Raw genomic sequence first — 25,324 nt, forward strand, 5'->3', positions numbered from 1 at the left:
CTGCACATGAACCCCTCACGCATCTTCATCGAGCGGCCTGTAGCCACCACACTGCTGATGGTGGCTGTACTGCTGGTGGGCGGGCTGGCCTACCGCCTGCTGCCGGTTTCGGCACTGCCGCAGGTGGACTACCCTACCATCCAGGTCGTCACGCTTTATCCCGGAGCAGGCCCGGAGGTGATGACCTCCTCTGTCACCGCGCCTCTGGAGCGCCAGTTTGGGCAGATGCCCGGCCTCGCGCAGATGTACTCCATCAGCAGCGGTGGCTCCTCCGTCATCACCCTGCGCTTCACGCTGGGGCTCAAGCTCGACATCGCCGAGCAGAGTGTGCAGGCCGCCATCAATGCCGCCGCCACGCTGCTGCCCACCGACCTGCCCAACCCGCCGGTTTACAACAAGGTCAACCCTGCCGACGCGCCCATCATCACGCTGGCGCTTACCTCGCACTCTCTGCCGTTGATCAAGGTGCAGGATGCAGCAGACACGCGTCTCGTGCCCAAGCTTTCGCAGATCTCCGGTGTGGGCCTCGTCTCCCTCAGCGGCGGCATGCGTCCGGCGGTGCGCATCCGCGCCAATCCGGTGGCACTTTCCGCGCGCGGCCTCAGCACGGAAGATCTGCGCAACGCCATCGCCGCCGGCAATGTGAACCAGCCAAAGGGCGGCTTCGACAGTGCCACGCGGAGCAGCACCGTGGACGCGAATGACCAGCTCATCTCCGCAGACGACTACCGCAATCTCGTCATCGCCTGGCGCAACAACGCACCGGTGCGTGTCATTGATGTGGCCGATGTGGTGGATGAAGCGGAAAACGTGCGCCTCGCCGCCTGGGCGGACGTGCAGCCCGCTGTGGTGGTGAATGTGCAGCGCCAGCCCGGTGCCAACGTCATCGAGGTGGCGGACCGCATCAAAGCCCTGATACCCAAGCTCAAGGAAAACCTGCCCAAGGCTGTGGACGTGCAGCTTCTCACCGACCGCACCACGACGATCCGCGCCTCGGTGGAGGACGTGCAGTATGAGCTGCTGCTCTCCATTGTGCTGGTGGTGGCCGTCATCTTTGTCTTCCTGCGCAGTGTCAGCGCCACCATCATTCCTGCCGTGGCCGTGCCGCTCTCCCTTGTGGGCACCTTTGCCGTCATGTGGGTCTGCGGCTTCAGCCTGAACAACCTCACGCTCATGGCCCTGACGATTGCCACTGGCTTCGTGGTCGACGACGCCATCGTGATGATCGAAAACATCGCGCGCTACATCGAGGCGGGAGAATCTGCCATGGAGGCTGCGCTCAAAGGTGCGAGGCAGATCGGCTTCACCATCATTTCCCTCACGCTCTCGCTCATCGCCGTGCTCATTCCGCTGCTCTTCATGCAGGACGTTGTGGGCCGCCTGTTCCGTGAGTTCGCGATCACGCTGGCCATTTCCATTGTCATCTCCGCCGTTGTCTCCCTGACGCTCACTCCCATGATGTGCGCCCGCTTGCTCAGGCATGGCGGGGAGGGGCCCATCGCGCAGATGGTCTCGCGCGGGTTCGATGCCGTCATCGCCCTCTACGGACGCGTACTGCGTGTGGTGCTCAATCACGGAGCCACCACCATGCTTGTCTTCATCGCCACGCTCGTGGCCACCGGAGTGCTCTACGAGAGCGTGTCCAAGGGCTTCTTCCCGCTGCAGGATACGGGGCTCATCCAGGGCTTTGTGGAGGCTCCGCAAAATGTGTCCTTCTCCGCGCTCGGGCGCAGGCAGCAGGCGCTGGCGCGGCTCATCCTCGAAGACAACGCCGTGCAGAGCGTTTCCTCCTTCATCGGGGTGGATGGGGTGAACACCACGCCTAACACGGGCCGCCTGCTGATCAATCTGCGCCCGCGCCATGAGCGTGATGCCACCGCCATGCAGGTGGTGCGCCGCCTGCAGGACAAGGCCAATCACCTGCCGGATGTGCAGCTCTACCTCCAGCCTGTGCAGGATCTCAACATCGAGGACCGCGTGAGCCGCACGCAGTTCCAGTTCACCCTCCAGTCTCCCGACATGGAATCCCTGCAGGAGTGGACGCATGCGCTGGTGGAGGAACTGCGCGAGTCCCCGCTGCTCGCTGATGTGGCCGATGACCTGCTTGATCGCGGCCTGCAGGCGCGTGTCATTATTGACCGCGAGACCGCGAGCCGCCTCGGCGTCACCGTCGCCGCCATTGATGCCGCTCTTTACAATGCCTTTGGCCAGCGGCTCGTCTCCACCATCTTTACTCAGAGCGGGCAGTACCGCGTGGTGCTGGAGCACGACCTGGAGTTTCAGGATGGGCTGGCCGCCTTTGACCAGGTGCGAGTGCCCTCCACCACCGGGCAGCAGGTGCTGCTGAGCGCCGTGGCCAAAATCGTTGAGGAGCCTTCGACGCTGGCCATTGCCCATCAGGATCAGTTTCCCGCCGCCACGGTGTCGTTCAATCTAGCGCACGGTGTCTCCCTAGGTGCTGCTGTGGCGGAGATCCAGCGCATCAAAGACGAGATCAACATGCCCGAGAGCATCGAGACCGCCTTTGCCGGTACCGCCCTCGCCTTCCAGAGCGCGCTGAGCAATCAACTCCTGCTCATCCTCGCCGCCGTGGTGGTCATGTACCTCGTGCTTGGTATTTTGTATGAGAGCTTCATCCACCCGCTCACCATTCTCTCCACGCTGCCCTCTGCCGCTGTGGGCGCGCTGCTGGCGCTGAAGCTCACAGATACCGAGCTCGGTGTCATGGCCATCATCGGCATCGTGCTGCTCATCGGCATCGTGAAAAAGAATGCCATCATGATGATTGACTTCGCCATCGAGGCTGAGCGCGAGCACGGCATGGCTCCGCGAGAGGCCATCTACCAGGCTTGTCTGCTGCGCTTCCGACCCATTCTTATGACCACGCTGGCCGCGCTGCTCGGTGCGCTGCCGCTCATGATTGGCCACGGGGAGGGCTCCGAGCTGCGCCATCCGCTGGGTCTCACCATGGTGGGCGGCCTGCTCTTCAGCCAGCTCCTCACGCTTTTCACCACTCCGGTCATCTACCTCATCTTTGACCGCTTTGCTCCCTCTGCCCATCGCAGGCAGGCGGCCGAGCAGCCGGCAGTCGCCAGTCCCGCCATCGCATGAGTTTTACGGACACCTTCATCCACCGGCCCGTGGCGACGACGCTCGCCACGCTGGCGGTCGCATTGGCAGGTGCCCTGGCGTACAACAATCTGCCGGTGTCCGCGCTGCCACAGGTGGACATGCCCTCCATCTCTGTCTCCGCTTCGCTGCCGGGTGCCAGTCCGGAGACCATGGCCGCCACGGTGGCCACGCCGTTGGAGCGTGCGCTGGGCCGCATCGCGGGTGTCACGGAGATGACCTCGTCTTCTTCGATGGGCTCCACGAGCATCAGTCTGCAGTTTGACATCAGCCGGGATGTGGACAGCGCTGCGCGGGACGTGGAGGCCGCCATCAATGCCTCCCGCAGCCTGCTGCCCACCGGCATGCCGGGAAATCCGACCTACCGGAAGATGAACATGGCGGACTCGCCGATCATGATCATGGCGCTGACCTCGGATGTGGCGACGCCCGGGCAGATGTATGACGTGGCCTCCACTGTCATCGCGCAAAAGATCTCGCAGGTGGACGGCGTGGGAAATGTCAGCATCGGCGGCAGCTCGCTGCCCGCAGTGCGCGCCACCATGAACATGCCCGCTCTCACGCGCGCCAATCTGACTATGGAGGACGTGCGTGCCGCCATCACCGGCGCCAACGTGACCCGGCCCAAAGGTGTGGTGGAGGACCGCAGCCACCGCTGGCAGGTGGTGGCCAGTGACCAGCTCTCCCATGCCGAGGAGTACAAAAACATCATCGTCAGCTATAGCAACGGAGCTGCCGTGCGGCTCGCGGATCTGGGCGAGGTCACCGACGCCGTGCAGGATGCCTACAACTACGGCAGCACCAACGGCAAGACCTCCGTCTCCTTCATCGTCTTCCGCCAGGCCGGGGCCAACATCATCGAGGTGGTGGACAAGATCAAAGCCCTCATGCCGCGCCTGCGCGCCATGATTCCCGCGGCCATGAACCTGGAGATCACGATGGAGCGAACCATCACTATCAAGGCCTCCATTGATGATGTGCAGCACTCGCTGCTCATCGCCATCGCGCTGGTGGTACTGGTGGTGTTTGCCTTCCTGCGCCGTGCACGCGCCACGCTCATTCCCGGAGTGGCCGTGCCCGTCTCCCTGCTGGGCACCTTTGGAATCATGTACCTTTGCGGCTACAGCCTGGACAATCTCTCGCTCATGGCCCTCACCATCAGCACCGGCTTCGTGGTGGATGATGCGGTGGTGGTGCTGGAAAACATCACGCGGCATATCGAAAACGGCATGCCCGTCATGGAGGCGGCGCGGCGCGGCACGCGGGAGGTCACCTTTACCGTCATCTCCATGAGCATCTCGCTCGTGGCCGTGTTCATCCCCATTCTGCTCATGGGCGGCCTCATGGGCCTGCTCTTCCGTGAGTTTGCCGTGGTGCTCTCCGTGGCCATCGCCGTGTCTCTCGTGGTCTCCCTCACCACCACACCGATGATGTGTGCACGCATGGTCAGGGCTGATCCTCATGATCACAAGCCGGGTTTCTTCGCCCGGTTTTCGGAGGGCATCTTCCTGTGGGTGCAGTCCTTCTACGCCTACACGCTGCACATCGCGCTGCGCCACCGCTGGATCACGCTGGGCTCCCTCTTCGGCATCGTGGGCCTCACAGGCTGGCTCTACGTCACCATCCCCAAGGGTTTCTTTCCTCAGCAGGACAACGGCCTCCTCATCGGCAGCATCAGCGCAGACCAGAACATCTCCTTCCAGGCCATGCGCGACAAGATCATCACCATCGCCAATCTCGTGCAAAACGACCCCGCCGTGGCCAAGCTCAATGCCAGCTGCGGCTCCGACTCGCGCATGGGCGGTCCCAAAAACACCGGCCGTGTTTTCGTGGCGCTCAAGCCCCTGGCCGAGCGTGAGCCCATGGACGCCATCCTCGCGCGCTTTCGCGGCAAGCTCTCCAAAATCCCCGGCGCCATGCTCCTGCTCATGCCCTCGCAGGATCTGCGCATCGGCGGGCGCTCCAGCCGTGCGCTGTATCAATACACCCTCATGGCCAATGACGTGGCCACCCTCCGCAATGTGGAGCCCAAGGTGCGCCTGGCGCTCCTGGGCCTCAAGGAGCTCACCGATGTGAACAGCGACTTTGAGGACAAAGGCACCGTGACCCGCCTCGTGGTGGACCGCGATGCCTGCGCCCGCATCGGGGTAACGATGCAGGCGGTGGACGCCGCCTTAAACAGCTCCTTTGGCCAGCGCATGGTCTCAACCATCTATGCGCCGCTGAATCAATACCGCGTCATCCTTGAGGCTTCTCAAAACGACGATGCAGGCGCCATCGAGCATGTGATGGTGCGCGCCACCTCCGGCAAGCTGGTGCCGCTGAATCAGCTGGCACGCTGGGAGGCTGCGCCTGCGCCGCTTTCCATCAGCCATCAGGGGCAGTTCACCGCGCTCACCTTCTCCTTCAATGTGGCGCCCGGAACCTCCTTTGCCCAGGCCACCGAGGCGGTGACCGAGACGGTGGACAAGCTGGGGCTGCCTGAAGACGTGCAGCGCACCTTTGCCGGCACGGCGGGTGCCTTCCAGGCCTCCATGGACAGTCAGCCTATCCTGATCCTCACGGCGCTTATTGTGATCTATCTCGTGCTGGGCATTCTCTACGAGAGCTTCCTGCACCCGCTCACCATCCTTTCCACGCTGCCCTCCGCCGGGGTGGGGGCGCTGCTGGCGCTGTATGTCTTTGGCATGGACTTCAATGTCATGGCGATGATCGGCATCTTCCTGCTCATCGGCATCGTGAAAAAGAATGCCATCATGATGATCGACTTTGCGTTGCAGACGGAGCGTGAGCGGGGGCTGGACTCCTTTCAGGCCATCTACGAGGCCTGCCAGCTGCGCCTGCGCCCCATTTTGATGACGACCGCCGCGGCCCTGCTGGGTGCGCTGCCGCTGGCCTTCGGAAGCGGTGTGGGCTCTGAGCTGCGACGCCCGCTGGGCATCGCCGTGGTGGGCGGGCTCATCGTCAGCCAGGTGCTCACCCTTTACACCACGCCGGTTGTGTATCTCTTCCTCGACAGCCTGCGCCTGCGCTTCCTGAAAAAACACCGCATCTCGCCCGTAACGCATCCTGCCTCTGCTCCCGCTCCTGCCGCTCTATGATGACCCGTTTTCTTTTCCCGCTGCTCACGCTGGTGGCTGCCGGCTGCAGTTTCAGCCCGAAAAAGCAGGCTCCCGCCATGAGCCTGCCTGCAAAGTTTAAAGAGGGCTCTGGCTGGAAAGTGGCAGAGCCCGCCGATCATCTGCCGCGGGGCAACTGGTGGTCCATTTTTCATGACAAGGATTTGGATGCGATCATGGCCAGCCTGGAGGTCTCAAATCAGTCGCTGCAATCCGCTGTCGCCAAGGCTCAACAGACGTCTGCGCTGCTGACGGCGGCAAAGCTCGCTTTTCTGCCGACCGCATCCGCCACGAGTGATTACACCGTCAATCTGAGCGGTGCGCTCGGCGGCTCCGGCAATGCGAACTCGATCAACGCCGCCCGCAGCGGCTCCGGGGTGAAAAGGATCCAATCTGTCGGCGGCACAGCCAACTGGGAGCTGGATGTCTGGGGGCGGCTGAGGCACACCGCCAAGGCAACCAAGGCGGACTCCGAGGCGGCGATGGCGGATGTGGAATCCACCCGGCTAACTTTGCAGGCGCAGGCGGCGCAGAGCTACTTTTCCCTGCGAGCCGCGGATGCCCAGAGGCAGCTGCTCGAGCGGCAGGTGGCCAGCTATGCGAAGTCTCTGCAACTCACCCAAAACCGCAAAGCCCAGGGGGTGGCATCTGAGGCGGATGTGGCCCTGGCTGCCACGCAGCTGGCCACTTCGCGTGCGGCCTTGATCGAAACCGGCGTGACACGGGCGACGATGGAACATGCGATCGCGGTACTGACCGGGCGTGCTCCCGCAGATTTTGGCCTGAAGCCAGCGACCCTGGCCTCACACATTCCTGCTGTGCCGTCCACGGCTCCCTCCACGCTGTTGCAGAGGCGGCCAGACATCGCTGCCGGGGAGCGGCGTGTGGCTGCGGCGAATGAGCGTATCGGTGCCTCCATCGCCGCGTTTTTCCCCACCATCAGCCTCGGGGCCGCGACCGGCTGGCGTGCCTTGGCCAATCTTTTTGCGCAAGGCAACAACTTCTGGTCTTTCGGGCCTGATGCCACGCTCAACCTGCTGGACAGCGGACAGCGTCTGGCCGCGAAGGCACAGGCAGACGCGACATGGAGGCAGGCGGTGGCGGACTATCGTCAGGCCGTGCTCACTGCCATGCAGGAGTCTGAAGACGCGCTGTCCACGCTGCGGATTCTTGCTGCCGAATCAGCCGCCCAGGACGAGGCTGTCCGAGCAGCACGGGAGAGCGAGCGGATCGCCAACAACCAGTATGAAGCGGGTACTTTGAGCTACATCAACGTGACTACCGCGCAGGCCTCGGCCCTGAATGCAGAGCGCAGTGCCATCGATCTTCGCTCGCGCCGACTCAACGCCACTGTCGCCTTGGTCAAGGCGCTGGGAGGGGGCTGGTGAACAGTGCCCCATCGGTGTCGGGGGGGGGCATGAATGACGGCTGGAAAGACCGAGGAGGAGCCTGAAACTGGAGGAGGACGAATCTGTAGCGAAAGCATGTCGGGGCTTGAATCGCAGTGTTGGATCGTTATGAGAGCCGCATGGAACTCATCAACAACACTCCCCAGGTGCCGGCTGCCGTAGGACCGTATTCGCAGGCGGTGAAACATGGCGGCCTGCTCTTTTGCTCAGGCCAGATTCCCATCGACCCCGCGGTTGGAAAGATCGTGGCAACTGATGTGGAGGGGCAGACGACCCAGGTGCTGGCCAATATCCGTGCGCTGCTGGAGGCTCAGGGGCTCACGATGAGTGCGGTCATCAAAGCCACTGTGTTTCTGCAAAGCATGGCTGACTTTCCCAAGGTCAACCCGCTGTACGAAGCAGCCTTTGCTGGGCACAAACCCGCACGGTCAACGGTGGCTGTGGCCGGACTCCCCCTGGGGGCCCTGGTGGAGATCGAAGTGACAGCCGCGCTGTCCTGAGGCTTGCTCAAGGCCTTCCAAGATCCAGCACGCAACGGAAGCCCAGGTCTGCACGGGCGACATTTTTGAGGGCATGATAACGGGCTGATGTCAGCAGGGCATCCTTGTCAAAGCTCAGCCAGCTGCCGCCACGAATGACATGCTCATCCGGCGCGCCAGGCCACTCGTCCATGCACCATTCAGAGACATTGCCCCCCATTTCATGCAAGCCCAAGGCGTTGCCACGCGAACTGTCAACGGGTGCGGTATATGAATAGTTGTCCGTGGTTCCGGGGATTTTGGTGGCATCCAGATTGGCTGTAAGTGACTGCGGCTTCCAGTCATCCGCCTTGGAGGGCCAGGGATAGTGTGTCTTATCGGCAAGGTGCCGCGCTGCGGGATCCGCACCGGTTTCATTTTTCAAGCCAGCCGCCAGGCTCCACTCGGTGTCAGTTGGCAGGCGGTAGGAAGCAGTGGCGGGGATGAGCTTGCTAGCGCGGTCGCGCTCGGTGAGCCATGCGCAGAAAGCCATGGCATCCTCCCACGAAACACCTGCGGCAGGATGATTTCCCCCCAGGAGGAAGGAAGGCTTCTTGCTCCAGGTGCGCCCCGCATCGCGCAGCCAGGCTTCGAAATCACGCACACTTGTTTCAGTGGCACAAAAGAGGGTGCTTTTTTTGTCCTCCAGCGGGACGAAACGCATGCCGAGAGCATTCATAAAGATGCTGCCATCTGCCACGGCCGGCTTGAGGCTGGCTGGGTCTGGCAGGTTTGCATCATCACCCTTGCCCTGCATTTTCTTGCGCAGGGCCTCTATCGCAGTGGAGTCCACCTTGCGGCTTTCAGTCATGGACTTCATGCGTTCCTCCAAGGCCTGCTTTTTCTCCGCATCAGATGCGGCCAGCAGGCTTGCTGTGCGGTGTTTGTCATCAAAGACACAACGGAAACCGATGGTGGGGGCGCGGAGATCCGCCGGGACGATGTACTGGTAGCCCGAGGCGAGGCACTCCGCACGGAAATAGGCCCAAGAGCCGCCGCGCAGGACCCCCATGGGTTGTGCACGTATCTCCACTGGCTGGGTCCATTCCCAAACATTGCCCGAGAGATCATGCAATCCCTCCCGGGTGGGAGGAAAGCTTCCCACCGGTGCGGTGAAGGCATAGCCGTCATTCGCATAACCGGGAATCTCACCATCGGCAAAATTGCCAGCCTTTGCGGGTGGGGGCCAGTCCTGCCCCCAAGGGTAGATCTTGTCGTCCAAGAGCCGGTCTTCGGTGCTGAGGCTGACCTTCTTGCGCCCACGAGCCAAGCCCACGGCGGAGTCCCACTCTTCCGGGGTCGGAAGGCGATAGCTCTGAGAACCGTCAATCAGATGCCGCTCGCGCTCAGTTTCAGTGAGCCAGTTGCAGAAGGCCACGGCATCTTGCAAATTCACCCCTACGACCGGGTGTTCTGGCGACTGCTCAAAGTGCGGCTGGTAAGACCAAGGATATTTCTTCTGCCGCAAAAACTCGTTCCACTCCGAGAGCCGTGTTTCCCATATGGCAAACTGCACCGTCGTCCCAGGCACACTGGTGAACCGGGTGCCCAGACTGCTCACTTTTGGCGCATCCAATCCTGCACCACCCAGTGTGTTGCCGGTTTGGGCATGAGCGGCAAAACACGCGGCCAGGCCAAAAACAAAGACAGTCAGTAGGAAAGGGGGGCTGCGCATGGCATTCGGTAGATGCAAAAAAGGGCGGGTTCATCCAAAAAAACTCCGGGCAAACACCAGGTGCACAATTTGAAGGAGAAAAACGAACGCTGCCAGCCCTGCTTGGTGTCAAACTGTTAACATAGCTGGGAACTTTATCCTTTGCGCTGGCTATCAGCATGGTACAGTTCGCTCCTTTATTTGATTAAATGCCGTTCCACCGTCGGCAAACCATTCAGGTCGCCTCTCAAGCGACCAAGGGCGGCAGCTTGGCTGCTTGATTCCCTTTAAGTGTTGCGGTGCCATTTTGGCACCTTGAAGCGCGGCAGGTTTGACCTCTGAAGTTTTTGACAATGGATCTGTCGAAGTTTTCAAATCAAGGATTTGAGCGTGGCGCGCAGCGCTGGAAAGAAGCTGTATGGATGATGGTCAAACGGGTTTTCTTCCAAACTTCCGTTCCCTGGCCGTCCGCTCTGAGAGCAGCATTGCTGCGATGGTTTGGTGCCAAAGTGGGGGCTGGGGTCGTCATCAGGGCGAATGTCAACATTTCATTCCCTTGGCGATTGGTTGTTGGAGACTATGTCTGGCTGGGGGAGGAAGTCATGATTCTGAGTCTTGCCCCGGTGACCATCGGTTCACATGTGTGTGTCTCACAGCGCTCTTTCTTATGCACTGGGTCACATGACCATCGCAAAGAAACGTTTGATCTGATTGTTGGTGGCATCACCCTGGGGAATGGCAGTTGGGTCGCCGCGCAGTCATTTATAGGCCCTGGTGTGGAAGTAGGCAGTGGCAGTGTGGTCAGTGCGGGCAGTGTGGTGATGAACTCTGTGCCCGCACGCACTCTTGTCCGAGGAAATCCTGCCGTCGTGATAAAGACACTGGCGAGGAATTTCGACAGCCCCCTTGATGGACCGGCAAAAGCTAGCGAGCGTGAAACAGAGGCGTGAAGTTTGGGCTCTCAGCCATGAGCGCTGATGTAAGCTCCGGGATCAATTTGGGTGTTAGGCACTTCTTTAATGAGCCGTCTTGCAAGCTTGCTGCATCATCCGAAGCCGCTTCGATTTTTGCTCGCGCAGATATTTTGGCGCACCGGCTGGGGGCGGCGGATGAAATTCCCCCTGCGTGCGTTCAGGCTTCATCTGCATCCGGCCAATCTTGCCTGGCAGCTTTGGGTGGACCGCCACCAGCGTGATGCGGACATGCAACTGATTCGTGATCTTCTCAAACCCGGAGATACCATGATCGATGTCGGAGCCAATATTGGATTTACCGCCATAGAGGGAGCTCAGGCAGTCGGTGTGAATGGTGTGGTTCATGCCATTGAACCGCATCCTCGCATTCACCAATGGCTGAAGGAAAATCTCGCTCTCAATCAGATGGCTCCGCCACAGGTGCAGTGTCACGCAGTCGCTGTAGGCGAGGCGGCAAGCGAGAAGGGGGGGCTGCTCACGGACAGCCGCCGAGATGATATGAACTTCGTGATCGCTCCAGGATGCGAGCGGCATTCATCCATGAATCAGAAAGGAATCACGGTGCCTGTCAGCACGCTGGACGTTATGTTTTCAGATCTGCCGCGATGTGATCTCCTGAAAATCGATGTGGAAGGAGCGGAGCTTGCTGTTCTTCGCGGTGCCAGCAGGTTGCTCAAGAGTACAAGCAAGGTTTTGATAGAGGCAGGGGATCCAAATTCAGTGCGCCATGGCAGCAGCGCTGACGAATTGCTGGCCCATTTGGAAACTGCTGGGTTTGAAGTGAGCAATGCTGACCAAGACGATAAAGGTGGCACCCCCATTAACATTGAAAACTATCGCAGGCATGTCGGCAACTGGCTGGCAATGCGCCGCTAACTGCTGTACGCAAAGTTTCTTATCTCTTGTGCCTGATGCACCAAGATCTGAATATCAGCGAGAATTGGATCTCTAGGGTCTGGGGGGATTCAGGTGCTTGTCGTTCATCCAGCTCTCAAATGCCCCCTGAGTGATCAGAGGGGGCTCTGCCCAGTAAGACTGAACTTTAAAGGCATTTCCAGCGGCATTCAAATGCCAGTCAATAGGCCGATCAAACGGTGGAGCGGCAAACCTGCTGGCTAGAATGCGCTCTGCATAGCGGGGATGAATCAGGTAAGCCTCGGTGCAACGGGAGCAGCCACCGCCACCCCACAAAAAGCCACGTTTCCATCCGCGCCAGTAGATGTGCTTTTCCGGACGACGCAGCCACCAAGGCACATGCAGATTGCATCCCAGCCCGACAAAACACAGCTCCCAAGTTGTGGGCAGTGCAGCGAGGCAAGCGCTCAGTGCGGGTAGAAACCCGGGGCGAATCAAGACATCATCCTCCAGGATCAGGTGCCAGGCATGCGGATTGGCCACCACTGCACGATACACTTCCAGGTGCTTTAGTATCAGCGAGATGGAGCCTGCTGCTATCGCTTTAGGGTCTCCCCATTCGCCGCGCTCATAAGCGCCCCCCTCAAGCACCTCCTCACGGTCATGGGCTGTCATCCAGTGTACGGGAAAGCGATTCAGGCCATGCTCTCGAAGCGCCCGCTCCATGTGTGCCCTGCGCTCAGTCAGGCGGGTGTAATGAATCACATGGATTTGCAGATTTTCCGAATTGAAGGCGACGGCTGCTTTTTCCATGAGCATCAGCCAGTCTTTCACGCGTCACATTGTTCCTGCAACTGGTAAGAGTTGTGGGTTGTTAGGTATCCATTTAATTCGAATGTTTTTATGGCTGTCACACCATCATAATCGGCTTCGCTTGTACCGATGGAGCGTGACTTTTGGCGGCTTTGCGGTGGTGCAGCTTTTGGTTCAGTTGCTGAATGCAGGCGCAGGCTTTTTGCTGGTGCGCACCCTGGATAAGCCGGATTATGCCTGGTTTACTATCGCGAGTAGCATGAGCGCTGCTCTTGCTGTTTTGGCGGATGCGGGTATCATTCATGCAGTGACATCCATCGGCGGAGGCGTCTGGCAGAACAAAGCCTCTTTGAAGGGGGTGGTAATTGCGGCTTTGCGTTTGCGGATGAAGTTGTCCGCTTTTGCCTCAGTGCTGGTCGCGGCTATCTCGATTTGGCTGCTTTTGCGCAATGGCGCGGGGCTGCCCGCTTCGCTGGCGCTGACCTTGCTGGTGGTGGCCCCAATCTGGCACATTGCCACCACATCCATTTTCAGCGGCGTCAACCGGCTGCACTCGCGCGCCCGGCAGCTGCAGGTGGCCGATCTAGTGCCCGCACTGGTGCGCGCAGTTCTTACAGCAGCTCTGGCCTTACTAGGGAGGCTATCCCCAATTACCGCTTTGCTGGCGGTGCTCTTCGCTCATCTCACCCAGTATGGCATTGTCCGCTTTCAGGTGCTGCCATTGTTGGGAGGTGTTGCTCCTTCGAATGTTGTCATGCACACCGAACACATTTGGAAGGTTGTACAACAACTGCTGCCAAACTGCATTTTTATCTGTGTGCAGGGACAGATCGCAACCTGGCTTATTAGCGTCTTTGCCACCGCCAGCGAGGTCTCGGACTTGGGCGCGCTGAACCGGTTGGCGATTATCTTTGCCGTGCTTGCTGGGCCGCTGGCACAGTTTGTATTTCCAGCCTTTGCACGCGCCAGAGATAAAAAACGACTGAGGGCTATCGCTTTCGCACTGGTGGCGGGCACGACGCTCTTCAGCGCTACAGTGCTAATTTTCGCTGGTTGGCATGGCGACTGGTTTCTCTGGATTCTTGGCGGCAAATACACGCATCTTCAAGGGGAGCTCCTGCTGGTGCTCACGGGTATGGCGCTCACAAATCTGGCCGGCTACGTTTGGGCACTTAATGCCGCCCGTGGATGGAACCATCTTGCCTGGCTCAACATCCCCCTGACCCTAGCTGCTCAGACTACTGCCGCTTTTTTGTTGCCTCTCAATACTGTGGCTGGCCTGGCCTGGTTCACCATCACTACGGCGTCGGTCCAGTGCTCATATGCCCTACTTTCCTGCATACGGGGATTCAGCCACGACCCTTGCAGTTCTCCAACTCCGGCGTGATGAAGGAAAAATCAGCCTTTCGCTCTAATCCCCTTATTTGTGAATCAAGCACCTTGTCACAGGATCATCCGCAATCAGCTTCGATTACTTCTGCCTGCAGGCTAACCTCGTGTAAGGGGAGGACAAACAACATGAGATCTGATTTCATATTTCAGCAGAAGGACATGCGGTGCACGGAACGAAGGCTTTGATGTTTTCAGCATCACGTATAGCCAGATGGCGCGGTCCTTTGCTGGCCTTTTTAATGGGGCAGCCTGTGGTTCAGTTTCTGAACCTCTTCACAGGCTTTTGCTTGGTGCGCTGGCTTGATATTCAAGAGTACGCCATGTTTGGGATCACGTTCGCATTTCAGTCCACTGTCACTCAATTGACAGACCTTGGATTTTCTGGTTCCGTGGTGGCACTTGCGGGTTCACGTAGCCATGACCCTGAAGTTTTGGGAGGGTATCTTTACTCGGCGCGCTATTGGCGCTCAAGATTGCAGGGGGGCATACTGCTGCTGGCGGCTGTGGCTTTTCCCTTGATCGTTTGGAAGCAGCCTTGGGATACGTCCGTTAAGTTGCTGCTCTTTATAAGTATTTCTATGGGGGTGTTGTTTCAGAACTGGAACATGTATGGCGCAGCTTTGCTAGTTCATCGTGCACTGTGGAAATATTATACCCCGCAGATTTTTGGGGCAGTGCTCAGACTGGCTTTTTGTGCAGGACTCTACATCTCCGGGCTGCTTTCTGCATGTGCTGCCGCTATCAGTGCAGCACTTCTTCTTGGTTACACAGGCATAAGCTATCGTCGCTCATCCCGAACCTACGTTCAGGAGCCACTGAATTGTGAACCGTCACGAAATGCTGAGATGCTCCGGTATCTCGCGCCAATCATTCCCGCAGCTGCCTTCACAGCCCTCCAAAGCCAGGTACTGGTCGGGATTATCGCGGTTTTTGGTTCTACCCAGAACATCGCAGAAGTAAGCGCTTTGGGACGCATAGGTCAGCTCTTCGTCTTGCTAGCAGCCTTCAATGCCGTTTTTATCGAACCGTATATTGCGCGCGTGTCACTTGCCATTCTTGGTAGAAGGTATTTCCAGATTCTCGGAGCGGCGGTAGGGATATCTGCTATCATCACTACGGTCGGTTTCGTGATACCTCAGCCTTTACTCTGGCTTCTTGGCCAAAAGTACGCGGGCTTGCATGAAGAGATTGGCTGGGTCATTTTGAATAGCAGTCTATGTTATCTGGGTGGTGTGATGTGGACGATACACGCCGCCAGACGCTGGGTTTTCTGGTGGAGTACCATTGTTTACATAGGATCTACAGTGCTTGTTCAGGCTGTATGCTTGCTGACAATGGACCTCAGTCATACTCTTGCGGTTATTAAATTCGGTTTGTTTAGCACCTGTGTGGGGCTGGGACTCCAAACTGCCATCGGTATTTATGGTTTCAAGTCAGGGAAAAGTTGTGAATGATGTTATACTCAGATCGTAAATGAACTTAATTAAACGTCTTTTCAAGCAGTTGGCTCCGCCGATTCTCCAATCTTGGATCACTAAAGCAGTCCGTCATTTTCGCTTGCGATGGCATAGTGCGTCTCCAGACACCCAAGCTAAAAGACTTCAAGTAGCACATAATCGTCTGAATTCGAATTTGGCTTATGGAGAGTTTGTTTTGCGTGAAGGCATGCATTTTTACCTGCATCCCGAATCATTCGAACCTTTTGAGGCTTTTTGTTATGTTTATCCTGAAATGGTGGAGGAAATGGACTCTTTTCTTGCACTTACCAAAGATAGGCTGAACCTGCTGGATGTAGGAGCTTTGCATGGAGTCTTTTCACTTGCCTTCACCGCATCAAGCCCTGATAAAAAGGCTGTCGCTGTGGATGCATCTCCCTTCGCCTTTGCCCGGCTTCTCTACAACGTTCACAAGAATGCTCCTGGGCAGGTGATTCCAGTAGAGTGTGCTTTGTCGGATGAGTCAGCACTTTTGCAGATGCATTACGAGTGGGAACATGCTGTTGTGGCTAGCATGTCGTCAGGGAATTCAACCACGTTCTCTGTTCCTGCTGAGCGCGGTGACGAAGTCTGCTCAAAACTTTCATTTAAGCCCGATGTCGTCAAAATTGACGTGGAGGGGCATGAGATTTCAGTGCTAAAAGGACTTTCATCTGTAATTGAAACCTATAAACCTCTTATTTTTCTGGAGTATCACCCACAGAGAGTCGCCCAAGAGGGGCGTTTAGTTGCTGACTTGATAAGTCTCTTAGATTTATGGGGCTACTGCGTTTTGCAAAAAGATGGATCGTTGATGCCGCCATCAATCTTGGAAAGATTCTCGACGGATCAAAGGATAATTCTAAAAGAATTCTGATTGTTTTGCTTTTTCAACAGCAGGCACCTTCATTTTTGATAAAGGCTTAACTTCTGTTTTATCATTGCTGATGACAAAAATGAAAACATTCCAATGGGTCCAAATATTGAAGGATGTAATTAATTTTGATTAAATGTAATTGAGTAATGCCGAAAAATTTAATTCTGACTGCTAATTATGCCGGTCGTAAACTTGAAATGCCAAAAGCATTTCTGCGTAGTCTACGTGCGACGGGTTGTCAGGCTGATGTAGTTCTTATAGCCAACCATGGAAGTGCTGCGGATAGGAAGCATCTTGCTGCACTCATGCCCGCTGCTCGCCTTTGGGTGCCGATACCCAAACAGCGGTACCGCATTTTTCGTCGTCTCGCTACGACCTTCCCGTCGCTGGCGCGCTTAGTGGCACGCAAGATGCGGCACGCTTGGCAGCATCACCCCGAGCGCCGGGTGGAGATCGAGCACAAATCAGCCTACCTGCTCAATATCACCTGTTCGCGTTATTTCCTTGCTCGACAATTTCTGCTTCAGGTGGGTGATCGTTATGACCATGTCATGCTGGCCGACAGCCGGGATGTGGTCTTTCAGCGTGATCCTTTCGAGGGGCTTCCAAGCGGTCTGACAACTGGACTCGAGAGTGGACTGGTACGCGATCAGCCAGGCAACTGCGAGTGGCTGCAGCATTTATATGGAGATGATCCCTCCTTTCCAATGGCTGATGTTATGGCTGAGAAGGTCATCTGCTCTGGTGTCACCCTCGGAGATACCGCTTCCATCTCCTCTTATCTGAAACGCCTTTGCGCCGAGTTCATGGATAAACTGCCGCGCATGATCCATCATCCCTACCTTGATCAAGGCGTCCACATCGGGTTGTTGCGAACCGGTCAAATTTCGGGAGTACGGCTCACGTCCAATGGCGAGGACTGCATCGCCACTTTATGCACCAGTAATTTGAGTGAGTTCACTTTTGGCACCTCGAGTGGGTTGTTGGCGGCTAATGGCCAGCCTGTAAGGATAGTGCATCAGTATGATAGGCACGCTGATCTTGCAGATAAGCTTCTTTCTCATCTTTTGAAGGGATGAAAAGCTCGATTGCGTCGAAATAATTTGATTGTGCTTCCGAATGCATCCGCTCATTGATAAAATTCTTCTCCCATTGGATCGGGCGCTGACTGTGAATATAATTTGGCGCCCAATTGAAGCGACGCTGATTCGATTTAGCCGTGGTTTGCGCCGTCGCCGAACACGGATGCAAATTGAGCATTTGATGGAAAAATTGCGGAAGCAACCGGAGGTGCGGCAGGGGCGTTTCGCAGGCATGCGCTACGCAGCCATTGAAGCTACTTGTAGTGCAGTCATACCCAAATTGCTCGGTACGTATGAATCTGAACTCGACTCTGTGTTTGAACGTGTATTCGCGAATGCCTATGAGCAAGTTGTCGACATTGGCTGTGCGGAAGGCTATTACGCAATTGGTCTCGCCTTACAGTTTCCTGGCTGCCATGTTTATGCCTTTGATACTGATTTTCGCGCCCAAGAACTCTGCCGTAAAAATGCCCGTTTAAATAAAGTGGAAGATAGAGTTGCTGTTGCAGGGGAAGTCACTGCTGAAAAACTTGCCGATACTATCCAGGAACGACGATGTCTCATTGTCTGCGATTGTGAAGGATTTGAGAGGAATCTCTTCAATCATAAGACCGTGGGTGAGTTTTATAAGTCTGATTTACTTATAGAAACACATGATTTTATCAGGGATGGAATTAGCAAGTATCTGATCGGTTTGTTTGCAAATACTCATCAAGTCCAAGTGCTGCATAGTATTGATGACCTGCAAAAAGCACACACATATGAAAGTGACCTTGCAAGCAATCTCGATTTTGAAGCGAAACAGTTGGCTTACGCAGAGGGGCGGCCAGTTATAATGGAGTGGCTGTTCCTTACGCCACACTTGAATATTTAATTTGAGGTGTTTTTGATTAAAAATTTTGAAGGTTCACCTGCTTAGTTGTTACCCTGTTCGTGAAGAGCCATCGGTGCCTGAATGGCTTCGACTTCATAGTCGTTCTGAGCATTTTGAACTGACAGCCGATCCCATCGACGCGGAATTGATTCTCTTTGCGGAAACCTATGCAGGACTCGACCCCTATTTTTTGGATGTCATCCGACATCCCGTGTTTCGTCGTTTTACCCAGAAATGTGTGCTGTACCATATCAGTGACATTACTCAAACTTTGTGCCGGACGATATCTCCATCAATTGACAAAAATCACTCAAATCTCCAGTGCCGCCGCAGCTTTTCCTATGTCGTTCGTGCTCACGACAATCCCTATCTGAATCAAATGGCTTTGGCCGACGTGCCGACTCGTTACTTGTTCTCATTTGTGGGGGATCCCAACAGTCATCCAATTCGTTCACGTATTCTTGCCCTCGAACGTCCTGATGCATTGCTGAAAGCTGTGACAGGCACTTCCGCCACGTTCATGAACGAGAGTGAACGTGCTCCTTTTCAGCAAGGTTATCTGCAAACCATTCTTGAATCCCAATTTGTGCTTTGCCCTCGAGGACATGGACCAACCTCCATGCGCTTGTTTGAAGTGATGCAACTTGGAAGAGTGCCCGTCATCATCGGTGATTCATGGCTTCCAGTCTCGGGGATTCCATGGCAGGAGTTTGCAATTTTTGTTCCGGAAACCGAGATTGAACAGATCCCGCAAATCCTAGGCACCTTTCGTCATCGTGCCATTGAGATGGGGGCGAGGGCGCGTGCAGTTTGGGGGGAGCATTTCTCTTCACACAATGCGGCCATGGGGCTCTTGGAGCGAGCTTGTGAACTGCTGGCAGTTCCTTATGGCAGACGCGAGCGTATCTTGGACTTGATGGAACTGCGTTCCCCCAGCCACTGGCGCATTTTGGCCGCATCGGTCAGACGTATTCTGCTTCATGGGGCTGCCGCTGTTAATTAATATCTGTTAGGGGCACTCTTGACCGGCTCACATTCTTTTTGACATGCCTCAGCTGGTGATCTGAATTTCATGAAACTTGAATCTATTGTCACCTTGGCAAGCCCCGAAGTTCGGCTGCGCTTCATCGCCATGGAGCGCTCCTTGCGTGCCACCGGTTGCAATTTGCCCCTTCGTGTCATTCCCTATAATGAGGGTCGATTTGACCTGCCCGCCAACGCCGAATGGTGGGAGGACATAGAAATGTCAGAATGGCTGAAATCCCGTGGCGCGCATCCTGCCATGAGAAAGTGTCAATGTTTAACAATTGCCAACTTTCAGTTTGTTGATGCGGATGTCATTTTTTTGCGCAACCCGGCCGAAATTTTGAAACCATTGGATGGGTTTGTAACTTCCTGTGGACATTGGAGAAACACCGGACATACGGTTACACGGCAGTCGTGGCCGATCTTTGCAAGCATGTCCACAATGTGGCAGAAATGGGTGTTTAACTCTGGGCAGTGGGCTAGTGACCGCATATTACACACCCGGGAGTCGATCTATGAATGTTGTGAATCCAAGTTTAAGGAGACATGCCTGACGTATAACAATTGCGACCAGCCGGGTATCAATCTTCTCGTTATTTCTTCGGGCGTTCCTGTTCACAATCTCACCCTGCCGCCTTGGAACATGGAATCTACATGGGCAGGTGACTATCTTGGTTCAAACTTTGAAAGTTATTGGGGCGATGTCGATCGCAAACCCTACCTGCTGCACTGGGCGGGTTGTGCTATGGATAAACGCCGCCCAATCGATGGACTCATGGAGAGGTTCTTGAATCCAGACGAATTAAAAGCATGGCGCAGTGATGTCGAAAGCTGCGCGCGCAGTAGCGTATCGGGAATTTTACGTTCCATTCCATGGCGACTATATCGTGCAATAAGATGTTTTAAAATGAGCTTATTCTCAGAATGAGCCTTTCATCAAATTGGTTCTGAATTAAAGCGAATACATACTGCAATTGGGATATTTTTTCTTAAAAATGCCTCACTAATGCTTTGGGCCTATCTAAGTTGAGTTAAAGTAAATTGTAATTTTTTAGACATCAACCTTTTATGCGACGTTTGCTGCATTCACTTCTTTCAAGACATGCAAGCTTGTATTTGTATATGCTTCGTTTGTTGAAGCGTGGCACAATTGAAAAAAAAATCTTTCTTGCCCTGATACGTCCTGGCGATGTTGTTTTCGATGTGGGGGCTAACGAAGGTTATTTCACTTTGCTGGCTTCGGATCTTGTTGGCAGTGGTGGTAAAGTACACGCATTTGAACCAGTTCCCCCGACTTTCAGAAAAGCCGAAGCTAATTTACTTCAAATGCAGGTGTATAACAATTATTGTTTAAACTTGTTTGCCTGCTCAGACGAAGCTGGTGACGTCATGCTACATGTCCCAGAAAAAGATTTTGGGCAAGCCTCAATGCGTGTTCAAGACGCTGGATCTTGGAAAGATGTTCAAAACATCGAAACGTATTGTTCTCGTGCCATCCGATTAGATGATTATATAAACGAGCATCAGATCTCTCGAGTGGATTTTATGAAGATCGATGTGGAAGGCGCAGAACTTCATGCTCTTAGGGGCTCTCAAAAGATGATTGGCCGGTTTCGTCCAATGCTGTTTCTTGAAGTGTGCGAGTCTTGGATGCGAAATTTTCAGTGCGCTCCTCCCGATCTGGCTGCATTTCTTTTGGACCATGGGTATACAGACTTCTTTATTGCGGGCAATAAAGTGGAACGAACGAGTGACATAAAGAGGGCTTTGGCTGAGCTTCCGGTGACAGCTTCTGTAAATGTGTTGTGCGTCACTGCTGCTCACGCAGAGCGTATTGAGCGAATGAGTCTTATCTGAGGACACATGGGGTGGAAACGGTCAGCACTTGAAAGCCTTGTTTGGATTGCGTCACGCTTTGCTGCAAGCGTGAACAAATGTCCAGACAGCCCTCAATCTATCTTTGTTTTAAGAAACAATGACCTTGGGGACTTGCTTGTCATTACACCTCTTTTTGAGGCTTTAAAGATGCTCTATCCCGAGGCTCGGATTGTTGCAGGTGTGGGCGACTGGAGTCGGCCAATACTAGAAAACAACCCGCATGTCAGCGAAGTGCTATCAATAAATGCACCCTGGCACAATCATATTGTGCCAGGCCAGACGCCTCTGGGCGCTTTTCGCTACATATTGCGCTCGCATGAGGTTTCGCTGTTAAAGTCGCGTCAATTTGACATTGGAATTGATGTGCTTGGCAGCCAGTTTGGTTCTCTTCTATTGATGAGGGGTGGTATTCCTTTCCGCCTTGGGGTGAAAGGCTACGCCGGGGGGCATTCAGCAGCCCAGCGATATTTTGACCTCGATTATTGCAAGTATGTCGGGCGCTCCTCCTTGCTCTTTGCCGAATTGTTAGGAGCGATGCAAGTTCCCTCAGCAAAGCCACAAATTTTTCTAACGGCTCAGGAAATGGCGTATGGCGATGAAATGTGGGCTGAACATGGTGGGCGCAAGAGACGAATCGTCATCGGTCCCGGAGCTGGTTTTGCCGAAAAATGCTGGCCACTGGGGCATTATGAAAAATTGATTCGTGCTTTGACTTTGGATGCTCGTAATCAAGTGGTTGTCGTAGGTGGGCCGCGAGAGATGGCGGTTGGGGCTCAGTTGTCGTGCGGAAATTCTGCTGTGCGAAACCTGACGGGGCTTACAACTCTGCGTGAAACTTTTTCCTTGGTGGCCCAGGCGGACTTGGTGATTTGCAATTCAAGCCTGTTGATGCACGTGGCGGCTGCCTTTGAAAAACCATCTGTTGTGTTGTTGGGGGAATGGTTTGATTCAGCCGCTCTACATGCCTTGCAATGGGGCTATGGCTCTCTGACACATGTATGTGGAAGAGACCAGGAGCATGAGGATATATACTCACCGGAAGAGGTGCTGGATTTAGTTTCAAAATTATGAAATACAGATTTTGGATCACCTCGTAGATTTGTTTGGTGGGAGATAACAATTGAACGATAAAAAATGAGAGGACAAGATGTCTACGAGAATTACTACTTTAATACGACGCTTCTTTTCTGCCAGACAGTTGGGGGTGACATTCCATCGAGCATCGACGTTTAAACTGCCAAGTCGCTTGCGGCTTCAATCGGGAAAATGGCTGCAACTGGAGCTGCCGGAAGATGAAGGCAGCCGTACGGCATTTATTGATCTGCTCCTTGATGACTGTTACGGATTACGGCGACTTCCCCGAAAGATGCTCACAGTGGCTGACATCGGTTGCCATGCGGGGCTGTTTTCCATTGCGGCACGGTTGCAATGGCATGAAGCTATGATTCATGCTTACGATCCTAATCCTGCCATGCAACCCTATTGGGCTAAGCATTCAGAGCAGGTGGGCTTCAGGGGGCACCTCGAAGCTGTTGGTTTAAAAGCTGAAACAGTGTCTCTATTAACTCATCCAGATTCGGTGCAAACGAGAATTGAAAGCTCGGAATCAGGGGGGATTGCTCAAATTTCTTTCCGCGAGGTGATTGAGCGGCTGGGTGGGGGGGCCGATTTAGTGAAGTTAGATTGTGAAGGAGCGGAGTGGGACATTCTAAAAGATCACGAAAGTTGGAAAAAGGTGAATTATCTTACCATGGAGTTTCATCTTTGGGCTGGCTACACGTTCAAGGAGCTAAGCCAGGCAGTCGAAAATTTGGGTTTTACCATCACATATCAAGAAATGGCGGGTGCCGATTTTGGTCTTCTACAGGCTAGACGTTAGTTTATAGTGGCTGTCTGAGAAAGTGGCGTTCATTTCATCAACTGCAATTATAGCTAATAGATGCTAATGGCTGAAATGGTTCAGTTTATACCTCCGGCTACTGGCTCATGTGGGGTGAAAGATTATGCAAGGTGCTTGGCCAAAACTTGGTATGGGGAAATTGAACCATATAATCAGGTGTATTCTGTGGCCGCTCAAACTTGCCGAGTAATGACTTCGCTTCCCATTGATCCCCAAAATGCGCATTCGCGGGCGGTGATCCTGCACTATTCTGGTTATGGCTACGCAAGACGAGGGGCTCCTGTTTGGCTTGTCCGATTCGTCGAACGATTTCGGAAACTGCATGCCAACATTCCTTGGCTCACTATGTTTCATGAAGTTGCTGCCTCGGGTCCTGTTCACACAAGCGCGTTTTGGACACGGCCGTTGCAGCTCTGGGTGGCTAAACGTCTGCGGAAGGTTTCAGACAGAGTGTTCACGAATTGCACAATGAATGCTAATATTCTATGTGAAGCCAAACCAAACACCAAAGAAGGGATTCGCATTGTTCCGGTTTTTTCAAATTTTGGCGAACCAGCCACGCTTGCTTCTGTGAATGATCGTCACTCACAGTTGGTAATTTTCACTTCAAACTTTGGACGTGGGAATCCGACACCAGAGTTTTGGCAGTGTGTCGCCCAGACAGTGGCTCTACATCACATAGAGCGTGTGGTCCTCATCGGTCGACCGGTGAGTTTGTTGCCTGAAGTGCCGTTTCCTATTCAGCAAACTGGTTTTCTGGAAACTGAAAAAGTTTCTGAACTGCTAGGTCAGTCTCGTTTTGGCTATGCATTTTTTGGCCCCTTGCTGCTTGGAAAGTCTGGTATTTTCGCGGCTTTTGCTGCTCATGGGGTGATTCCGCTCATTCCCGTTACTGACAAGACTCTTCCTGATGGATTAATTGCAGGCTTACACTATCTACGTCTCTGCGATAAATCTACTACTTTGGAGACCGAAAAAGTGCAGAAGGGATTGTTTCAGTGGTATCGTCAACATGACCTGATAACCACTGCTGCAGAATATATGAATGCAGCAGACCGGCTGCAAAACGGCAGCCGTTTATATTTGTAAACTCTGGTGAATTCTTTTATGTCATCGCCCCGCGCCATCGATGTCGGTTACTGCGGCGTGCATACAGCGTTTGAATGTGCGCTCGCAGCTCAGGAGTGTGGATGGCTGCGAAATTTTCACTGTTCCATTTATGATGCTCCCGGCAAATGGGGGGGCTTGGCAAGCCGCTACCTAGGGGGCGAGGCTCTCCGCAATCGTAGGGTGGATGGACTGGATCCAAGGCATATCTGTGAGTATCCTTTGCCTTGGCTTATTGATACTCTGGTGCGACGTTTTGGCGCCAAGGGGGAGTCCATGATGATGTTTACAGCATTCGATGCGCACTGCGCGCGAAAGTTGGAGCAGCAACCGCCAGATCTATTTGTGAGCACTGAGCGGAGTGCACTTAGGTCCTTGCAGATTGCTGCGCGTCTTGGGATTCATACCGTCCACGACTGTCCTCAGTTGCACCCTGTTGAGCTTGAAAAGCTTATGCAGCAAGCCTCGGATGCCTGTGATCTTCCTTGGAAAGGATTTCCAGATGGTGAAGCCATGATGGAGAGGAAGTTGCAGGAATATGAACTGGCCAGCCGCCTCATGGTCTATTCAGAGTTCCATGGGCAGAGTTTTGTGCGCCAGGGGGTGGCTCCTGAAAGGCTCTTTCAGAACCCACTGTGGGTCGATACCGATTTCTGGCAACCTGTCACCGCTGTAAAACGCTCTTCGTTATCGACTGGGACACTTCATCTGCTCTTTGTGGGCGAGCTTTCTATTCGCAAAGGCCTGCCATTCCTCTTCAAAGCGCTGGAACTGCTAGGCGCCCCTGTGCGTCTCACTTTGGCTGGTCGGCCCACTGATCAGATCGTGGTGCCCTCTCGTATTGGTCGTGCCGAAATCGTTGCCACGGGTCCGCTCACCAAACACCGCCTACGTGAGCTCTATGCCGAACATGACCTGCTGGTGCTGCCGTCCGTCGCCGACGCCTTTGGATGGGTGGCAGTAGAGGCCATGGCCTGTGGCATTCCTGTGTTACTGTCGGAAAACTGTGGTGCACCAGTTCCTGACCCTGCATGGCGTGTACCCGCCATGGATGCGGTGGCCCTTGCGGCTCGTTTGCAATTCTATCTAGATCATCCGGACAGACTTGGAGAGTGCGCTGCACAGTGTAGCTCCTTTGCCTCCCAGTTTATTCCAGTCCATTTTCGTGAGCGGGTTCGCCAGCAGTTCGCAGACTGGCTTTCTCCAATAGCGGGCACAAACTAAGTTCCAAGGCCAGTAAAC

Annotated in this window: 20 protein-coding genes; 18 read left to right on the top strand and 2 right to left on the bottom strand. The window is 54.9% G+C overall.

What is annotated here, in order from left to right; translation table 11 throughout:
* Positions 1-6 precede the first annotated feature (6 nt).
* The 4 genes from ACFQDI_RS12395 (at position 7) to ACFQDI_RS12410 (ending at position 8,157) form a co-directional block, all read left to right on the top strand.
* Positions 7-3,111: a multidrug efflux RND transporter permease subunit gene (locus ACFQDI_RS12395; protein ID WP_377166961.1), complete on the top strand. Its 3,105-nt coding sequence runs from the start codon at positions 7-9 to the stop codon at positions 3,109-3,111.
* On the top strand, positions 3,108-6,230 hold the full coding sequence (locus ACFQDI_RS12400) for an efflux RND transporter permease subunit (RefSeq protein ID WP_377166963.1): 3,123 nt from the start codon (positions 3,108-3,110) through the stop codon (positions 6,228-6,230). The genes ACFQDI_RS12395 and ACFQDI_RS12400 overlap by 4 nt, the downstream gene beginning before the upstream one ends.
* Complete coding sequence (locus tag ACFQDI_RS12405) at positions 6,227-7,636, top strand: efflux transporter outer membrane subunit (protein WP_377166965.1); 1,410 nt, start codon at positions 6,227-6,229, stop codon at positions 7,634-7,636. Before ACFQDI_RS12400 ends, ACFQDI_RS12405 begins: the two co-directional genes overlap by 4 nt.
* A gap of 140 nt (positions 7,637-7,776) precedes the next feature.
* The gene (locus ACFQDI_RS12410) at positions 7,777-8,157 is read left to right on the top strand and encodes a RidA family protein (protein ID WP_377166967.1); all 381 of its coding nucleotides are present in this window, start codon (positions 7,777-7,779) and stop codon (positions 8,155-8,157) included.
* 7 nt (positions 8,158-8,164) lie between these two features.
* Here ACFQDI_RS12410 and ACFQDI_RS12415 read toward each other — a convergent pair whose 3' ends face one another.
* On the bottom strand, positions 8,165-9,850 hold the full coding sequence (locus ACFQDI_RS12415; RefSeq protein ID WP_377166969.1) for a formylglycine-generating enzyme family protein: 1,686 nt from the start codon (positions 9,848-9,850) through the stop codon (positions 8,165-8,167).
* Between the two features lie 332 nt (positions 9,851-10,182).
* Here ACFQDI_RS12415 and ACFQDI_RS12420 point away from each other — a divergent pair, with 332 nt between their 5' ends.
* The gene (locus ACFQDI_RS12420; RefSeq protein ID WP_377166971.1) at positions 10,183-10,779 is read left to right on the top strand and encodes a WcaF family extracellular polysaccharide biosynthesis acetyltransferase; all 597 of its coding nucleotides are present in this window, start codon (positions 10,183-10,185) and stop codon (positions 10,777-10,779) included.
* Positions 10,780-10,848: 69 nt separating this feature from the next.
* A complete protein-coding gene (locus ACFQDI_RS12425) occupies positions 10,849-11,679 on the top strand; it encodes an FkbM family methyltransferase (RefSeq protein ID WP_377166975.1) in 831 nt (276 codons plus the stop codon).
* 72 nt (positions 11,680-11,751) lie between these two features.
* Here ACFQDI_RS12425 and ACFQDI_RS12430 read toward each other — a convergent pair whose 3' ends face one another.
* Positions 11,752-12,492, bottom strand: a complete 741-nt coding sequence (locus ACFQDI_RS12430) for a glycosyltransferase family 25 protein (RefSeq protein ID WP_377166977.1) — start codon at positions 12,490-12,492, stop codon at positions 11,752-11,754.
* Here ACFQDI_RS12430 and ACFQDI_RS12435 point away from each other — a divergent pair.
* The 12 genes from ACFQDI_RS12435 to ACFQDI_RS12490 all read left to right on the top strand — a co-directional run bounded on the left by ACFQDI_RS12435 (position 12,470) and on the right by ACFQDI_RS12490 (position 25,306).
* On the top strand, positions 12,470-13,858 hold the full coding sequence (locus tag ACFQDI_RS12435) for a lipopolysaccharide biosynthesis protein (RefSeq protein WP_377166979.1): 1,389 nt from the start codon (positions 12,470-12,472) through the stop codon (positions 13,856-13,858). The genes ACFQDI_RS12430 and ACFQDI_RS12435 overlap by 23 nt on opposite strands.
* Positions 13,859-14,048: 190 nt before the next feature.
* Positions 14,049-15,317, top strand: a complete 1,269-nt coding sequence (locus tag ACFQDI_RS12440; protein ID WP_377166981.1) for a lipopolysaccharide biosynthesis protein — start codon at positions 14,049-14,051, stop codon at positions 15,315-15,317.
* A 19-nt stretch (positions 15,318-15,336) separates the two neighbouring features.
* The gene (locus tag ACFQDI_RS12445; RefSeq protein ID WP_377166983.1) at positions 15,337-16,215 is read left to right on the top strand and encodes an FkbM family methyltransferase; all 879 of its coding nucleotides are present in this window, start codon (positions 15,337-15,339) and stop codon (positions 16,213-16,215) included.
* A gap of 146 nt (positions 16,216-16,361) precedes the next feature.
* Positions 16,362-17,294, top strand: coding sequence for a hypothetical protein (locus ACFQDI_RS12450; RefSeq protein WP_377166985.1), 933 nt, complete (start codon positions 16,362-16,364; stop codon positions 17,292-17,294).
* Positions 17,295-17,334: 40 nt separating this feature from the next.
* The gene (locus ACFQDI_RS12455) at positions 17,335-18,171 is read left to right on the top strand and encodes a methyltransferase (RefSeq protein ID WP_377166987.1); all 837 of its coding nucleotides are present in this window, start codon (positions 17,335-17,337) and stop codon (positions 18,169-18,171) included.
* Positions 18,172-18,196: 25 nt separating this feature from the next.
* Positions 18,197-19,174, top strand: a complete 978-nt coding sequence (locus ACFQDI_RS12460; protein ID WP_377166989.1) for an exostosin domain-containing protein — start codon at positions 18,197-18,199, stop codon at positions 19,172-19,174.
* Between the two features lie 69 nt (positions 19,175-19,243).
* Positions 19,244-20,125: a hypothetical protein gene (locus ACFQDI_RS12465; protein WP_377166991.1), complete on the top strand. Its 882-nt coding sequence runs from the start codon at positions 19,244-19,246 to the stop codon at positions 20,123-20,125.
* A gap of 140 nt (positions 20,126-20,265) precedes the next feature.
* Entirely contained in the window at positions 20,266-21,054 is a 789-nt protein-coding gene (locus ACFQDI_RS12470) for an FkbM family methyltransferase (protein WP_377166993.1), read from the top strand.
* A 6-nt stretch (positions 21,055-21,060) separates the two neighbouring features.
* The gene (locus ACFQDI_RS12475; RefSeq protein WP_377166994.1) at positions 21,061-22,146 is read left to right on the top strand and encodes a glycosyltransferase family 9 protein; all 1,086 of its coding nucleotides are present in this window, start codon (positions 21,061-21,063) and stop codon (positions 22,144-22,146) included.
* Between the two features lie 76 nt (positions 22,147-22,222).
* Positions 22,223-22,954: an FkbM family methyltransferase gene (locus ACFQDI_RS12480; RefSeq protein ID WP_377166996.1), complete on the top strand. Its 732-nt coding sequence runs from the start codon at positions 22,223-22,225 to the stop codon at positions 22,952-22,954.
* 210 nt (positions 22,955-23,164) lie between these two features.
* Positions 23,165-24,064 carry a hypothetical protein gene (locus tag ACFQDI_RS12485; protein ID WP_377166998.1) on the top strand — a complete coding sequence of 300 codons (900 nt, stop codon included), beginning with the start codon at positions 23,165-23,167 and terminating at the stop codon, positions 24,062-24,064.
* Between the two features lie 18 nt (positions 24,065-24,082).
* Positions 24,083-25,306 (top strand): glycosyltransferase family 4 protein, encoded by a 1,224-nt coding sequence (locus tag ACFQDI_RS12490; protein ID WP_377167000.1) that lies wholly within the window; start codon positions 24,083-24,085, stop codon positions 25,304-25,306.
* Positions 25,307-25,324: the final 18 nt, after the last annotated feature.

The sequence above is a fragment of the Prosthecobacter fluviatilis genome, assembly GCF_042655725.1.
Lineage (GTDB): Bacteria > Verrucomicrobiota > Verrucomicrobiia > Verrucomicrobiales > Verrucomicrobiaceae > Prosthecobacter > Prosthecobacter fluviatilis.